The organism is Bacillus sp. z50, from assembly GCF_058313585.1.
Genome location: NZ_JBZFQL010000001.1, coordinates 475,614 through 491,368, shown reverse-complemented (window position 1 = coordinate 491,368; position 15,755 = coordinate 475,614). Strand labels below are relative to the sequence as shown.

The 15,755-nt window shown below is 38.7% G+C and carries 19 protein-coding genes; 18 read left to right on the top strand and 1 reads right to left on the bottom strand.

Annotated elements, in window-relative coordinates; all coding sequences use genetic code 11:
• Window positions 1-52: 52 nt before the first annotated feature.
• From AC4G3N_RS02215 to AC4G3N_RS02170, 10 genes are all read left to right on the top strand, one after another.
• Window positions 53-895: a DegV family protein gene (locus AC4G3N_RS02215; RefSeq protein ID WP_491089641.1), complete on the top strand. Its 843-nt coding sequence runs from the start codon at window positions 53-55 to the stop codon at window positions 893-895.
• Window positions 880-1,506 carry an HD domain-containing protein gene (locus AC4G3N_RS02210; protein WP_491089640.1) on the top strand — a complete coding sequence of 209 codons (627 nt, stop codon included), beginning with the start codon at window positions 880-882 and terminating at the stop codon, window positions 1,504-1,506. The genes AC4G3N_RS02215 and AC4G3N_RS02210 overlap by 16 nt, the downstream gene beginning before the upstream one ends.
• Window positions 1,503-3,395: an ABC-F family ATP-binding cassette domain-containing protein gene (locus tag AC4G3N_RS02205; RefSeq protein WP_066107254.1), complete on the top strand. Its 1,893-nt coding sequence runs from the start codon at window positions 1,503-1,505 to the stop codon at window positions 3,393-3,395. Before AC4G3N_RS02210 ends, AC4G3N_RS02205 begins: the two co-directional genes overlap by 4 nt.
• 72 nt (window positions 3,396-3,467) lie before the next feature.
• Window positions 3,468-4,613 carry a conserved virulence factor C family protein gene (locus AC4G3N_RS02200; RefSeq protein ID WP_066107251.1) on the top strand — a complete coding sequence of 382 codons (1,146 nt, stop codon included), beginning with the start codon at window positions 3,468-3,470 and terminating at the stop codon, window positions 4,611-4,613.
• Window positions 4,614-4,815: 202 nt separating this feature from the next.
• Complete coding sequence (locus AC4G3N_RS02195) at window positions 4,816-5,247, top strand: BrxA/BrxB family bacilliredoxin (protein ID WP_066107248.1); 432 nt, start codon at window positions 4,816-4,818, stop codon at window positions 5,245-5,247.
• A 130-nt stretch (window positions 5,248-5,377) separates the two neighbouring features.
• Window positions 5,378-6,154: a class I SAM-dependent methyltransferase gene (locus AC4G3N_RS02190; RefSeq protein ID WP_066107246.1), complete on the top strand. Its 777-nt coding sequence runs from the start codon at window positions 5,378-5,380 to the stop codon at window positions 6,152-6,154.
• Between the two features lie 87 nt (window positions 6,155-6,241).
• The gene (locus AC4G3N_RS02185; RefSeq protein ID WP_066107243.1) at window positions 6,242-6,835 is read left to right on the top strand and encodes a YpjP family protein; all 594 of its coding nucleotides are present in this window, start codon (window positions 6,242-6,244) and stop codon (window positions 6,833-6,835) included.
• A 102-nt stretch (window positions 6,836-6,937) separates the two neighbouring features.
• Entirely contained in the window at window positions 6,938-7,702 is a 765-nt protein-coding gene (locus AC4G3N_RS02180) for a TerC family protein (protein WP_139891783.1), read from the top strand.
• A 507-nt stretch (window positions 7,703-8,209) separates the two neighbouring features.
• Window positions 8,210-8,920 carry an anthrax toxin lethal factor-related metalloendopeptidase gene (locus AC4G3N_RS02175; protein ID WP_066107232.1) on the top strand — a complete coding sequence of 237 codons (711 nt, stop codon included), beginning with the start codon at window positions 8,210-8,212 and terminating at the stop codon, window positions 8,918-8,920.
• A gap of 17 nt (window positions 8,921-8,937) precedes the next feature.
• Window positions 8,938-9,894, top strand: a complete 957-nt coding sequence (locus tag AC4G3N_RS02170) for a thymidylate synthase (protein WP_066107229.1) — start codon at window positions 8,938-8,940, stop codon at window positions 9,892-9,894.
• Window positions 9,895-10,114: 220 nt separating this feature from the next.
• On the opposite strand, the gene AC4G3N_RS02165 is transcribed toward AC4G3N_RS02170, so the two are convergent.
• The gene (locus AC4G3N_RS02165) at window positions 10,115-10,444 is read right to left on the bottom strand and encodes a hypothetical protein (RefSeq protein ID WP_066107225.1); all 330 of its coding nucleotides are present in this window, start codon (window positions 10,442-10,444) and stop codon (window positions 10,115-10,117) included.
• Between the two features lie 283 nt (window positions 10,445-10,727).
• Here AC4G3N_RS02165 and AC4G3N_RS02160 point away from each other — a divergent pair, with 283 nt between their 5' ends.
• The 8 genes from AC4G3N_RS02160 (at window position 10,728) to AC4G3N_RS02125 (ending at window position 15,749) form a co-directional block, all read left to right on the top strand.
• Complete coding sequence (locus tag AC4G3N_RS02160) at window positions 10,728-10,988, top strand: metal-sensitive transcriptional regulator (RefSeq protein WP_066107222.1); 261 nt, start codon at window positions 10,728-10,730, stop codon at window positions 10,986-10,988.
• A gap of 68 nt (window positions 10,989-11,056) precedes the next feature.
• The gene (locus AC4G3N_RS02155; RefSeq protein ID WP_066107219.1) at window positions 11,057-11,533 is read left to right on the top strand and encodes a DsrE/DsrF/DrsH-like family protein; all 477 of its coding nucleotides are present in this window, start codon (window positions 11,057-11,059) and stop codon (window positions 11,531-11,533) included.
• An 85-nt stretch (window positions 11,534-11,618) separates the two neighbouring features.
• Entirely contained in the window at window positions 11,619-11,924 is a 306-nt protein-coding gene (locus AC4G3N_RS02150) for a rhodanese-like domain-containing protein (RefSeq protein ID WP_491089639.1), read from the top strand.
• Window positions 11,925-11,961: 37 nt separating this feature from the next.
• A complete protein-coding gene (locus AC4G3N_RS02145; protein WP_066107211.1) occupies window positions 11,962-12,540 on the top strand; it encodes a sulfurtransferase TusA family protein in 579 nt (192 codons plus the stop codon).
• Between the two features lie 2 nt (window positions 12,541-12,542).
• Window positions 12,543-13,670, top strand: a complete 1,128-nt coding sequence (locus AC4G3N_RS02140; RefSeq protein ID WP_148629835.1) for an MBL fold metallo-hydrolase — start codon at window positions 12,543-12,545, stop codon at window positions 13,668-13,670.
• Window positions 13,671-13,692: 22 nt separating this feature from the next.
• The gene (locus tag AC4G3N_RS02135) at window positions 13,693-13,920 is read left to right on the top strand and encodes a sulfurtransferase TusA family protein (protein ID WP_491089638.1); all 228 of its coding nucleotides are present in this window, start codon (window positions 13,693-13,695) and stop codon (window positions 13,918-13,920) included.
• Between the two features lie 64 nt (window positions 13,921-13,984).
• Window positions 13,985-14,764, top strand: a complete 780-nt coding sequence (locus AC4G3N_RS02130) for a sulfite exporter TauE/SafE family protein (protein ID WP_187393441.1) — start codon at window positions 13,985-13,987, stop codon at window positions 14,762-14,764.
• 229 nt (window positions 14,765-14,993) lie between these two features.
• On the top strand, window positions 14,994-15,749 hold the full coding sequence (locus AC4G3N_RS02125) for an SDR family NAD(P)-dependent oxidoreductase (protein ID WP_066107196.1): 756 nt from the start codon (window positions 14,994-14,996) through the stop codon (window positions 15,747-15,749).
• The last annotated feature ends 6 nt before the right edge of the window (window positions 15,750-15,755 follow it).

Below are 15,755 nucleotides of genomic sequence, written 5' to 3'. Positions count from 1 at the left end.
GAGTAACGCCATTTATCGGTTATGTATTCCATGAGGTATGGGGGTTGGTTGCATGATGAAAAAAGTAGCGTGGGTAACAGACAGCTCTGCTGTATTAGATGATGAACTTAGAGCCAATAAAGATGTTTACGTTTTACCGGTCCACATGATGATTGATGGAAAGTCTTATTTGGATGGTGTAGATCTAACAACCGATGAATTAGTTGAACACATAGAAAAGGGATCCACTCTTACCTCATCGCAGCCATCGATTGGCGATTTCAAAAAGCTTTACGACAAGTTGGCTGTTACCTATGACTCTATCTTCTCCTTTCATATCTCTGATAAATTAAGCGGTACATATTCTACAAGTGTTCAAGCTGCCGAGCTGGTGGATATCCCGGTTTTTAATGTGGATACTCATTATCTTGCTTATCCATTGACGTTATTGATAAAGAAAGCTATTAAAATATGGGAAACTTCAAATGAACCTACAGAAGTTGTGGAAGCAATCCATGCGCTTAAATCTAAGTTAAGAGTGTATGTTTGGATAGGATCTCTTCAGCAGCTTCATAATAGCGGCAGGCTTAACACCTCAAGCTATTACCTGGGAAGTCTTTTGAATATAAAGCCAATCGTAACCTTTCAGGAAGGAAGTCTACAGATTAAAACCAAGGTTCGTACATGGAAAAAGGCAACAGAAAAAATCCAATCCTATTTAAAACAATCCCTCGGGTCCTCCCAGATTGAAGAAGTTTTTATGCTGTATGGAAAACAGATCAGTCAAACAAGCGATTGGGTCCGGATGGTTGAAAGAATCAGTGAGGAATTATCAATTACGATACATCCGCTCGGGACTGCCCTTTGCCTTCACGCAGGCGTTGAAACAGTAGGAATCGGATGGATAGAAAAGTAAAGGAGTTTATTATGCGCGAAGCTATTAAAGCAGCGGAAGAATTCGTGAAAAAACGTTTTATTAACGATACAACGGGCCATGACTGGCAGCATATGGATCGTGTCAGAAGGCTATCCTTATTAATCTATCAAACCGAGCAAACAGGCGATCCTGAGCTAATTGAACTGATCGCCCTACTGCATGATCTATCCGATTCCAAATTAAATGGGACAAAAAAAGCGGGAGAAGCGGTACTTAGCGAATGGCTCGAATCTAATGTGAAAAATGAAGAAATTAGGGAAAAGATTAAAAGGGATGTCTCCAGTATCTCATTTAGTGAGGGTTTAAGAGAGGGCTTATCCCCTGAAGCAGCCATTGTGCAGGATGCGGACCGTCTGGATGCATTGGGAGCCATTGGTATAGCCCGTGCTTTCGCATATGGCAGTCATAAGGGGCATCCTATTTATTTACCGAAGGATGATTCTGCCCCTAGTACATTCACGCATTTTTATGATAAATTACTACTATTAAAAACCTTGATGAATACACGTACAGGTGAAAGGTTGGCAGAAGAACGTCATCAATTTATCTTGTTGTTTTTAGAACAGTTTAAAAAGGATATGATGGAATGAAAGTATTAAAAGGAATCGACATTAAAAAGGAATACGGAGAGAAGACTCTCTTTAAGGATATTAACTTTAGCATAAGTGAAAACGAAAAAATTGGTTTAATCGGCTTAAACGGAACAGGGAAATCTTCACTGTTAAAAATCATTGCCGGCATTGAAGAAATGGACGGGGGATTGATTGATAAGCCAAAGGATTACCGGATTTCATATCTAGGACAGAATGTTGAAGTAAACGAAGATGAAAAGGTATCAGCCTTTATTTATAGAAATGACTCACCTGTATTTCAAACTGTACGAAAGTACGAAGAGCTATTGGAACATATGAAGGAGTCCCCAAATGATTCAGCTCTTCTTGATAAAATGTTTCATTTGCAGGCTGAAATGGATGCAAACGGTGGCTGGGAGATCCATTCAAATGCACAAATTATGTTAAATAAGCTAGGAATCAAAGACCTTAATGTTAGAATGGGTTCTTTATCCGGAGGGCAAAAAAAGCGTTGTGCTTTAGCTAAAGCATTAATGGAAAAAGCAGATTTGCTTATTTTAGACGAGCCGACAAACCATTTGGATTATGACAGTATCGAGTGGCTGCAGGAGTATATCCAAGGATATCAAGGCTCGGTTTTATTTGTAACTCATGATCGATATTTCTTAGATGCCGTGACTAAAAAGATTTGGGAGCTTGATAAGGGGCAATTGCATTCTTATGACGGAAACTACGAGAAATTTTTAGAAATCAAAGCGATCAGAGACGAGATGGAAGCGAAATCAGCTCATAAAGTTTCAAGGCTGTTCCAACAGGAATTGGCCTGGATGCGGAAAGGGGCAAAAGCGAGAACGACGAAACAAAAAGCGAGAATTCAGCGCTTTGAATCCTTGCAGGAGGAAGCGAATGCTGGTAATGCAAGTGACGATTTAAGTTTGGATGTTGCTTCAACCAGACTTGGGAAAAAGGTGTTGGAGCTGGTTAATCTTTCAAAATCCTATGAAAATAAACTCTTAATCGATCAGTTTTCTGTCATTTTACAAAAGGGAGATCGAATTGGTATCCTCGGAGCCAATGGCAGTGGAAAAACAACCATATTAAGAATGCTTGCCGGTTCTGAGTCTTTAACTAGTGGCTCAATTGATCGGGGTTCTACGGTATTGATTGGCTATTATACTCAGGAAAATGAAGATTTACCACTCAATAAGCGAATGATTGAATATATCCGGGAAACAAGTGAAGCGGTCACGCTTGCAGATGGTGAGCGAATTTCGGCCGCACAAATGCTGGAACGTTTCCTTTTTGAGCCACATACGCATGGGACGGTCATCGGGAAGCTTTCAGGCGGAGAAAAAAGAAGGCTTTATTTATTGAAGATATTGATGGAGTCTCCAAATGTACTTTTATTGGACGAACCGACAAATGATTTGGATATTCAGACATTAACTGTTTTGGAAGAGTATCTTCAGCATTTTCCGGGTGTTGTTATAACCGTATCACATGATCGATACTTCTTGGATAAAACATGTCATAAATTATGGGTATTTACAGGGAATGGACAGATTCAGCAATACTATGGGCAGGCAAGTGATTACTTGGAATGGAAACAGGAGCAGGAAAGACTTGCAACTGCCGTTGAGAAAGAGTCAACTCCTAAAATAAAACGTGCAGAAGAGACAAAAACGAAAAAACGTCTATCCTATCATGAGATGAGAGAATGGGAAGGCATCGATGAAAAAATAGAAGCGGTTGAAAAACGACTGGAGGAAGTAGCTGCCGAACTAAATAAAGCAGGCAGTGATTTTGAACTGGCGAATAAATTAGCTGAGGAAGAAATTCAATTAAATGAAGAACTGGAACATTTGATTGAACGATGGTCCTATCTTTCAGAAATACAAGAAGGCTAAATCGTAAGTATGTAAATATTTTGATAGATATGCTACAATCCCCCTAGATAAATAGATCAGGGGGATTTTATGATGAGGATTGTCTCGATTGAGCCGACACCGAGCCCGAATACGATGAAGGTTATCTTAAATGAAGAATTGCCGGCTGGGAAAAGTACGAATTATAAAAAGGATACAATTGATACCGCACCTTCATTTATAAAAGAAATTTTACATATTGAAGGTGTTAAAGGTGTATACCATGTAGCAGACTTCCTGGCAGTTGAAAGAAATGCTAAATATGACTGGCCTGGTATATTGGCACAGGTTCGAACCGTTTTTGGTGAGTCAGTTGAAGACACTGGAACTAATCCAATTAATTCTGACAAAGGATTTGGAGAAGTGAAGGTCCAAATTCAAGTTTTTAAAGGAATCCCTATCCAGATTAAAGCAAATAGTGACCTGGAAGAAAAACGATGGGCTATGCCGAAAGCATTTATGGATGCTTTCCAAAAATCTCAGCTTGAGGATGATAATGCTGTGTTAATCCGTAAATGGAGTGATTTTGGAAATCGTTACGGGGAGCTTGAGCAGATTGGGAAAGAGGTGATGGATGAAATCATCGCCTTATATCCAGAAGAACGGTTAGCGCTGCTTGTTGCAGACGCTCAGGACACCACCACCAAGAAGGCAGAACCCGTTAAGGTGAAAAGAAGAAAGCTAACGGAAGCTGATTTGGATCAGGAAGACTGGAAGGCCAGATTTCAAGCTTTGGATCAGATGGAGGATCCGGATGTTTTGGATCTGCCGCTGCTCAATAAAGCTTTGGAGGATGAAAAAGCATCTATCAGAAGGCTTGCTGTGGTCTATTTAGGAATGATTGAAGACACGATCGTTTTGCCATACTTATATAAGGGACTAAAAGATAAGAGTGTCACGGTCAGAAGAACAGCAGGGGACTGCTTGTCCGATTTAGGCTTCCCAGAAGCTGAGCAGGCTATGATTGAAGCTTTAGCTGATAAAAGTAAGCTAGTACGCTGGAGAGCGGCCATGTACTTGTATGAGGTTGGTGGGGAAAATGCTTTGCCAGCGCTTCGAAAAGCGGAAAATGATGAAGAATTTGAAGTGGCTCTGCAGGCGAAGATGGCCAGTGAGCGTATTAAAAATGGTGATGAAGCCCTTGGGTCTGTATGGAAACAAATGACTGAAGCCAGAAAAAATAACAAGGTTCAAGAATAATAGAGCATATCAGGAAGGCAGTGTCGAATCACTTGGCAGCTGCTTTAGTTGAGCATAGGAAAGAGTATATGCCTCTGTTTAAACGGGGAGTTTACATCTATATTAGGTAATGTTACATACAATATTAGGGAATACATGGATTGCACATGTAAGCTATCTAATGTATCCTACAAATGTAAGACTTTGAATGGGGGAATTATGAATGTCTATGGCATATGAAGAATATATGAGACAAATGGTTAAACCAATGAGAGCAGAGTTGACTGAAGCAGGCTTTGAAGAATTAACGACTTCGGAACAAGTAGATGAATTTATGGAAAAGGCAGAAGGTACTACATTGGTTGTAGTCAACTCCGTATGCGGATGTGCGGGCGGCTTGGCAAGACCGGCTGCAGCAGAAGCAGTAAATGCTGAAATTAAACCGAATCATTTTGTAACAGTCTTTGCCGGTCAGGATAAAGAAGCAACAGCCAGAATGAGAGAATATCTTGGGGAAGTTCCATCTTCACCTTCAATGGCTTTATTAAAAGGAAATGAAGTGGTTCATTTTATTCCAAGACATGAGATTGAAGGACATACTTTAGAAGACGTTAAAGAGAATTTATTAAATGCTTTTTCTGAGTATTGTAAATAAACGTAAGGGAATGCTCACATGAGTATTCCTTTTTTTAATATGAGCCTGAGGGTAAATAAGTTTCTATCGCTTTAGATTTAAAGAAGCCTGCTCAACAAGAAATCTTGCAGATTTTAAAGGAGTTTTTTATGTGTTTGTCACTACGATTGAAAAAACGAATAATGTGCTGAATCAAAAAGCATTAAGAACAGCTGAACAATTAGGGATCCCGTATATTGAACGCAATAAAAGAACGATTAAACAGTTGCAATCTTACTATAACCAACCATGTCTGGTAGTGGGGAAGATCAAAACAGAATTATATGACCTGCATGGAATAGATCCATTATTTTTCCATCCAAATATGGCCGCAGTCCGTATGAAGAGAATTGAGAAAGGGGAAGTGGATCCATTTGTCAGGGCAGCCGGATTAAATCAAGGGATGTCTATTCTTGATTGTACACTTGGTATGGGAGCGGATGCCTTGATTGCCTCTTATATCATAGGGAGTAGCGGGAAAATAACTGCTTTAGAGTTAAATCCGTTTGTTTACTTTGTTATTAAGGAGGGACTGCAAAATTATCCTTTTAAGAATGAGAAATTTGGCGAAGCTGCCGGGAGAATTGAAGCTGTGAACATAGACTATTTAACCTTTCTTAAAAAAGCTGAGGATCGCTCCTATGATGTCGTTTATTTTGATCCAATGTTTACAGAAAGAGTCATTGAAAGTGCTGGAATTCAGTCTTTGAGTTCATTTGCTTCCTACAAGGAGTTAACAGATGAAGCAGTAGTGGAAGCCAAGAGAGTTGCCAAAAAGAGGATTATTCTTAAGGACCATTTCAGGAGTGATCGATTTTCCCGGTTTGGATTTAGCGTTGAAAAAAGAAAAACTGCAAAATTTCATTTTGGTGTGATAGAATTAGAATAGTTAAAAAAATCAAAATTCGCTCTTCCAATATTAATAAAACGGGGTGAAGAAATAGCCCGTTTTGCTGAATAGGCAGGTGATTTTAATTTGAAAAATTGGTCAAGTATTCTTAAGAAATCCTTGGTAGTTGGGCTTTCTGTTTTAAGCTTTGGAATTATATCTCCATCTCAGTATCAGGAATGGTATGAAGGAAGTACTGTCAAAGAAACCAAAAACAATCCTGTTATTGGCCAAACTGATTATGTAAGCAGTGAATCTCCTGTAACGGTATTTAGTCAAAGTGATTTTTTATCGTATGCCATGCTTCGCGCTGAGGAGCAATCCTTTGAAAAGTTTGGGAGTAGAATTGGTCCCCATATAAAAGATGAATTTTATACGAGTGTATTACCGAACATTGAATCCGCCTTGCAGGAATTTTCATCTGATGTACCGGAAGAAAAGCTGCTGAATATGGCGATATCAGAAAAGCCAAGCGGCGGTTTAAGTGAAAAAATATTTCATGTTTATGATCGGGAAACCAATGAAGACCTCATCAGATTTCATGTCAGGAGAGAGAACCCGCCTGGAGAAGGCCATTGGTTTGAATTTCATTACCATACATACAAAGATAATTTTGACGCCCATCACTCGATGGCAAGGATTTATTGGAGTCAAAACACTCCTCCTAAGTGGATTAGCTAAGCAGATCATTAATTGATAGATTACTATTTTCAGGTTAATACGTTGTAATCAACGTATTTTCTTTTTTGTGTTAAAGAAAATAATCAGGAGATGAAGACAACCATGAATGAATTCTTTTCACAGTTAATAGAAACATACGCTATGTTTTTTGATGGGCAGATGTGGATAGAGGTATTGTCTGACCCAGTCAGTTGGGGATTAATTGGTACACTGGTTCTGATGGAGGGCTTGCTATCATCCGATAATGCTCTCGTCCTTGCTGTAATGGTAAAGGATCTTCCGGAAAAACAACGAAAAAGAGCTTTGTTTTATGGGTTGATTGGAGCTTATTTATTCCGTTTCCTAGCTATAGGAGTAGGTGTCTATTTAATTGAAATTTTGTGGGTGAAACTGATTGGAGGAGGTTATCTTGCATGGCTTTCCATTCAGTATTTTTATAAAAAGTATAAACATTTTGAAACGACTCCTGATGTTCCGGACGTAAAAAAATCTGGCTTGCTCAAACGATTGTTCGGTAACTTTTGGGGGACAGTTGCATCCGTAGAGTTGATGGATATCGCATTCTCTGTAGACAGTATACTGGCTGCCTTTGGTGTAAGTAATCAAGTCTGGGTTTTGTTCGTTGGAGGCATATTAGGTGTTTTAATGATGAGGGGTGTGGCAGGTGTATTCTTAAAGTTAATCGATAGAATACCAGAGCTTGAAAGTGCTGCTTATATTTTGATTGCCTTTATCGCTGTTAAAATGGTTGGTTCCAATTTTGGTCTACATATCGATCATACTATGTTCTTTTTCATTATCATTGTGATTTTTGGCGCAACCATTCTGTTGCACTTTTATAAGAAAAGAAAGAATCAGTCGGCATAGAATATGTTAAAAGAATTCCTGATCAGGATATGATCAGGAATTCTTTTAAGAGAGATGAATGAAAATAAAGCCTATGCAAAATCCAAGAGTAATTAGACTATCGAATACCACTAATCTCCAATCTGTCATAGCAGAATACAAATCTTCCATTAATTCGTCATCAAGATTATATTTATCAGGATGGAACCGTATCTTAACCACCTCTCCCTGGATACTTTATTGTAAAAGGGGATTGCTGGAATGCTGTGATGGTGCTGTTTAGCTGCAAACGGTCAGATGAACTTCCATAATTTTTATGACCACTCGTTCACTTCGAAACTCTCATCATATGGTATAATTTTTAATGATTTGTCGAAATGGATATATGCCATTGTTGATAAATGGTTAAACCATACATATACGCCTATCTAGATTTCTTCACGAAGTTTTATACATAACCCTATATATTCTCATTGACTGGTAATAGGGTTTTTATGATATAAAAATTAATCTTCGGAGTGAATTGTGATGAAGGCCAGAAATTTACTTGTATTCATTTTTATATTCATTATGGTAGCCACTCTTATATTATTTCCATTAGGGCAAAATTATGCAGAGTCAGTTTATTTAAAGAATTTATCTGGCTTTGAGAATAAATCATTGGTATCAACTATAATTGTTTTACCTGATGATCAAGATCAATGGGATGAGGCTGAGGTTATTATAGAAAGAATAAGTGGGTTACCTGAAGGCTTACTTCAAGTATTAAAAAAGAATAGAATTAAGATTAAGTTATTTACGGGAGCATTGACGGATCAACGGGAGGCTGCCCATTTAAAAGGAGTTCAGCCAAGAGGGTATTCCTCGAAAAATTGGGATGAAGTACCCGGAATGGGTGGCAGTAAAACAGTCTTAGTAAAAATCGGGCACAGTGAAAAAGGAGCGGGCCATGGTTCAACTAATCTAGAACTACATGAGCTTGGACATTCAGTCGATCAAATTATATTGAATAATATTAGTGAAACGGGCTACTTTCAAAATGCTTGGTTAAAAGAAGTGCAACAACTATTCCCGAATCAAGCATACTTTATTGATTATCCAGAGGAGTACTTTGCTGAGGTTTTTGCGATGTATTACTTCAATCAAGAAACTAAAGCAGAATGTTTGGAAAAGGCCCCTCTCACATACGAAATCATAAAAAATATTGAAAAGAATGGGTACACAGTAAAAGAACAATAAAATAGGAGGATCAACAAATGGTGAAAAATGAACAGGCCTATTTAAATCTTTGCCAGCATGTTCTAAATAACGGGACAAAAAAAGAAGACCGTACAGGGACAGGTACAATCTCTGTATTCGGCCACCAAATGAGATTTAATCTGAAGGATGGTTTTCCATTATTAACAACCAAAAGAGTACCATTTCGCTTGATTGCAAGTGAATTACTGTGGTTTATTAACGGAGATACGAATATCAAGTTTTTGCTTCAGCATAATAATAATATTTGGAATGAATGGGCATTTAAAAAATGGGTTGAAAGCTCAGAGTATAAAGGTCCTGATATGACTGATTTTGGTATTCGTTCTTTACAGGATGAAAATTTTAATCAATTATATTTGGAACAAATGGATTTATTTAAAGAGAAAATCTTAAATGATGATGCCTTTGCGGCGAAGTATGGAGAGCTTGGCAATGTATACGGGAAACAATGGAGAGAATGGAAGACGTCAACAGGTGAAACGATTGACCAGCTTAAAGATGTGATTGAACAAATTAAAAGAAACCCATCTTCCAGAAGATTGATTGTATCTGCATGGAATCCGGAGGATGTACCAACTATGGCTTTGCCGCCATGTCACAGTTTATTCCAGTTTCATGTGGCAGACGGCAAGCTGTCCTGCCAGCTGTATCAAAGAAGTGCAGACATCTTCCTCGGTGTACCATTTAATATTGCCAGCTATGCATTGCTGACTCATTTAATTGCAGCTGAATGTGGTCTGGAGGTTGGTGAATTTGTCCATACTCTTGGTGATGCACATATCTATTTAAACCATGTAGAACAAGTGAAGACTCAATTGGAAAGAGAACCAAGATCGCTTCCTGAGCTGGTGATTGACTCTTCATTTACAAGTATTTTTGATATGAATCTGGATCAAATAAAAATTGAAGGATATGACCCGCATCCAACGATCAAAGCACCGATTGCTGTTTAATTTAGAGTGCTTACGGACAGCCTCATAACTGATAGCAAAAAGGCGTACAGAATAGTGATATTCTGTACGCCTTTTTATATAAAACTGCAGGGATATGAGTTTGTTTCATAATTTCAAAAAGTAATGAGTACTCGAATCTTATCTATTCATTTATCGGGTGGAAATAATAGAGATATTGTGATGCAATTGGATTAGACTAAAGGGTTACTCAGTTACTAAGTCACTTAATTAAGTGGATATGGTGAAACGAACTTTGTATTTCATTCCAATATTCCGGATAGGTATCCGTAAATTTTTGGAAAGCTTCGTGAAGATTTATTACTAAATAATCATAAGTAACCTTACGATCTTTTCTGGTTTTTTTTAAATCAAAATATAAGGCAAACGGGCGTGTATAATAGCTGGTAAGCTGATGGGGATTTAAGGTTGCAATTTCTATATTTTTTTGACAGATAAAATCATTGACAGATTTTAATGGGCAATGTTTCACAAAATTTGGGACTTGGATAATAGGACATTTCTCATCCAATAATATAATACCTCTATACATAAATTTCTCCTTGAAAAATCAAACAAAGTTAAGCATAGTATGGCCAAATTTTTTAAAAATATACGGTTTGCTAGTGTTTAAAAAGCCCATAACATAAACAAATACATGGCAACTAATGAATATAAAATATGAATCTAAGCAGGTACTTTTAATCTAGAATGTCAGTATTTTTTTAGGGCATGAAAGGATGTGAAGAATTTATTGAGCATTCTGATTGACCAATTACCCATAGGGGTATACGATGGGCATATCGATATAATACAACTGAGAGGGGGAATGATGAATGAATTATGATGATAAAACGAAAGTGAGATTAAGAAGAATGGAAGGTCAGCTTCGTGGCATACAACGTATGATGGATGAAGGACAGGATTGTAAGGATGTGATCACCCAGCTTTCAGCGGTACGTTCCGGAATAGAGCGAACAATTGGTATCGTCGTCAGTGAAAACTTAATTGAATGTGTACGTGCGATTGATGGAGATGAGGAACAGATGAATGAATTAATTGGACAGGCGGTAAACTTGCTCGTTAAAAGCAGATAACAGGAAAAGATTATATTTTTTTACAATAATAAATACCTATAGGGGTATATGTATTCTAAGGAGGAGCAATGGAACAGAAATCAACTAATATCATTTTATTCAGCGGGGATTATGATAAGGCGATGGCCGCCTATATTATTGCAAACGGAGCGGCTGCCTATGACCATGAAGTGACAATCTTCCATACATTTTGGGGAATCAATGCATTACGTAAACAGGAGCCAATGAAAGTAAAGAAAAGCCTCCTTGAGAAAATGTTTGGCTTTATGATGCCAAGAGGTGCTGAAAAACTAGCGCTTTCTAAAATGAATATGATGGGCATGGGACCAAAAATGATTAAGCATGTCATGAAGAAACATAATGCACTCACCTTAACAGATTTGATTGACATGGCACAGGAACAAGAGATCAAGCTAGTTTCGTGCACAATGACAATGGATTTATTGGGTCTAAAAAAAGAAGAGTTGCTGGATGACGTTCATTATGCCGGAGTTGCCGCCTATCTTGCAGACGCAGAAAATGGAGCAGTCAACTTGTTTATTTAAATTCAAGTAAGATCTGTTAGTTAGATCTGTTAGTTTTCTAAGGTTTAATTTAATACTTGTAAGGATTTGAGGAAGGGTGAGCTAAATGAAGGAAATTACAGCAAGAGAAGTTCAAGAACGCTTAGAAGCAGGGAAGCTACTAAATTTAATTGACGTACGAGAGCCAGAAGAGGTGGCTGAGGCTCATATTGAAGGCATTATCCATATTCCGCTTAGTGATCTTCAGGACCGTATTGGTGTACTGGATAAAAATAAGGAATACATTCTCGTGTGCCGTTCAAGCGCTCGAAGTGGCAATGCTGCCTCTTATCTGGAATCGATTGGATTTCAGGCAACTAATATGGTTGGAGGTATGCTTGTTTGGAAAGGGAAGACGGTCAAAAATTTTTAAACAATAATATACCCTATGGAGTATAGGAGGTCTCATAATGTCAATCAAAGCAGATGTTCACTTGGACGCAAAAGGACTCGCGTGCCCAATGCCTATCGTGAAAACGAAGAAAGCGATGAAAGAATTAGCTGTGGGCAAGGTATTGAAAATTACGGCAACAGATAAGGGATCAAAGGCCGATCTTGCTGCCTGGGCGGGATCAGCTGGCCATGAATATATTGGTACAAATGAAGATGGCGAAATCCTTATTCATTATATCCGTAAGGGTGGTGCAGATAGCGAGGTTGATAAACCATTTGAACGAACAATAACAAATGAAGATCTTGCAACAAGTGAGGGTATCATTTTAGATGTTCGTGAGGAAGCCGAGTATGCCTTTGGGCATGTGCCTCAGGCAAAGTCAATTCCTCTTGGGGAATTGGAGGAAAGAATGAGTGAACTAGATTCCAATCAAAATATTTACGTCATTTGCCGTACAGGCAGACGTAGTGAACTAGCTGCTCACAAACTTGTCGAAAGCGGATTTCAAAAAGTATTCAATGTATTCCCTGGCATGAAAGATTGGAAAGGCGAATTAATAAAAGAAACGAATAAAATCACGTCAGGAGGTAACTGAAAATGAAAGTTTTGAAATGGACAGCTACCGATGTGGCTAAATATGTGATTGAACATAAGGACTTATTTATTTTGGATGTTCGTAATCAAGATGCATTTAAGGATTGGAAGATTGAGGCTAAGAGCTTTGAATATATGAATATACCTTATTTTGAATTACTAGATGGTGTAGAGGAAATTCTTTCTGAAATCCCGGTGAATAAAGAAGTTCTTGTAGTATGTGCAAAAGAAGGATCATCTGTCATGGTTGCTGAAATGCTGGCAGAGGCTGGCCGACCTGTTGCCTATTTGGAAGGTGGTATGAAGGCATGGAGTATGCACCTTGAGCCTGTAAAGGTAGATGATTTGAAAGGTGGAGGAGAGATCTATCAATTTGTACGCCTTGGCAAAGGCTGTCTCTCCTATATGGTCATCTCTGGTGAGGAAGCGGCAATCATCGATGCAGTCCGATTCACGGATGTATTTATCGACTTTGCCAGAGAAAAGGGAGTGAAAATCAAGCATGTATTTGACACACACTTGCATGCTGATCATATCTCTGGTGGGCGCCAAATTGCTGAACAGACAGGTGCACAGTATTATCTTCCACAGCAGGATGCTGAGGAAGTTGTATATAATTATACGCCATTAACAGACGGGTTAACGGTGAAGCTTGGCGAATCAGAGATTGAAGTCAATGCTATATACTCACCGGGGCATACAATCGGCTCCACTTCTTTTGTCATTGGCGGAAGTTACTTACTTACGGGGGATATTCTTTTCATCGATTCAATTGGGCGCCCGGATTTAGCTGGTCTTGCCGAGGATTGGATGGACGATTTACGTGAAACATTGTATGAACGATACCGTGTGCTTGCGGATGAATTAATTGTCCTTCCTGCTCATTTCATGATTATGGATGAAGTAAACGAAGACGGTACTGTTGCCAAACGGCTTAGAACTTTGCTGACTGAAAATCATGGTTTAAATATTGATAATGAAAATGAATTCCGTAAGATAGTCACAGAAAATCTGCCACCGCAGCCAAATGCATATGAGCAAATCCGTCAAGTGAATATGGGTAAAATTATACCCGAACTAGATGAACAAACTGAAATGGAAATTGGTTCAAACCGCTGTGCAGTTCGCTAATTTAACAAAGGGAGAGATTGATATGAAAATCACTAAAACATTAGATGCAAAAGGGCTGGCTTGCCCAATGCCAATTGTTAGAACAAAGAAGGCAATAGCAGCAATTCAATCCGGAGAGGTACTGGAGGTACTTGCCACAGATAAGGGTGCGTTGAACGACTTTACCGCATGGTCTAAATCTGGCGGGCACACCATCGTAGAGCAAACAGAAGAAGCCGGAGTACTGAAATTCTATATTCAGAAGCCATAAGAATATAGCGGACGTCCGTAACTTTGGAAGTCCGCTTTTTTTATTGGAAAGGAGTGTAATGCATATGGATATTTTATTTTTAGTAGTTATTTTTATGATAGGTTTCGTAGGTTCTTTTATCTCAGGGATGCTGGGAGTTGGCGGTTCAATCATCAAATACCCGGTGCTCTTATATATTCCGCCATTATTTGGTCTTATCGCATTTAGTCCGCATGAAGTTTCGGGTATTAGTGCAGTCCAAGTATTATTTGCCTCCATTTCGGGTGTCTGGGCTTATCGGAAGGGCGGTTACTTAAACAAGCAGCTCATTCTCTATATGGGGGGATCCATCCTGGCGGGAAGTTTTATAGGAAGCTATGGTTCTCTATTTTTATCAGAAAGTGCTGTCAATATTGTATATGCTCTGTTGGCTGTTATCGCGGCAATTATGATGTTTATTCCTAAAAAACAAATTGATGGGCAACCACTTAAAGAAGTTACGTTTAACAAGCCACTCGCCACCATTCTTGCCTTTATTGTAGGGATTTCTTCAGGAATTGTTGGTGCAGCAGGAGGATTTATGCTTGTACCAATCATGCTTGTTGTTCTAAAAATACCAACAAGAATGACAATCGCGACAAGCCTTGCGGTTACATTCATTTCCTCTGTCGGTGGAAGCACTGGTAAGATTCTGACAGGACAAGTTGATTATGGACCAGCTTTGATCATGATAATCTCAAGTATCATTGCTGCACCACTTGGAGCAAGGGTGAGCAAATCAATGAATACAAAAGTTTTGCAGTGGATTCTTGCAGTCATCATTGCAGCTACAGCGGTTAAGCTTTGGATGGATATCCTTATGTAAGTAAAGTGCTCAATCAGTAAATGTGTATTATGTTAAAAGCAAATTAATTATGAAGCAAGAAAGCTCATATCGTTTTCTTGCTTTTATTATGCCAGCACGTTTTATTTTATGAAGAAGTTTTTATAAATGAAAAAACAAGCAAGCTATTAAAAATGTAAGCGTATTAGTTTATTAATAAATAGTTTATTGTTAAAATATAGTTTAATAAGAAAATAAAGGGGAAATTGTTATGGGGAAACTTCAAGAAAAAGTTGTCATTATTACAGGTGGTGCGGGAGGTATTGGGCTTGGTATGGCGAAAGCAATGGCCAAGGAAGGTGCTATCCTCGCGATTGTCGATGTAAATGAAGAAACAGGCAAAGCGGCGGAAAAAATTCTGCAGGACATCTCTCCAAACTCCATGTTTGTGAAAGCTAATTTAATGGATCGTGAAAACTTACCAAATATTATTCAAACAGTTGTTGATAAGTATGGCAAACTGGATGTGTTAGTCAATAATGCACATGCATGTAAACAAAAATTATTTGAAGAGATTACACATGAGGACTTAGAGCTGTCACTTGGAACAGGATTCTTTCCTACATTCTACTTGATGCAGGCAGCCCTTCCTTATTTGAAGGAAACAAAAGGAAACATTATTAACTTTGCCTCTGGAGCGGGTATTAATGGTGACCAAACACAAGCTGCCTATGCAGCTGCGAAAGAAGCTATCCGCGGAATCACTCGTGTTGCCGCTAATGAATGGGGACGCTATGGTATTAATGTTAACCTGATCAGTCCGATTGCTGATTCTGAAGGCGTACGTACATGGGCAAAAGCGCAGCCGGAATACTACCAGGCTGTTGTGAATAAAATTCCGCTTGGCCGCTTCGGCGATGTAGAGGAAGATATCGGCCGTGTGGCAGTCTTCCTAGCGAGCGCAGACTCTCAATATATTACTGGGCAAACCATCATGGTCGATGGTGGAGCAACTATGCTTCGTTAAGAAGTG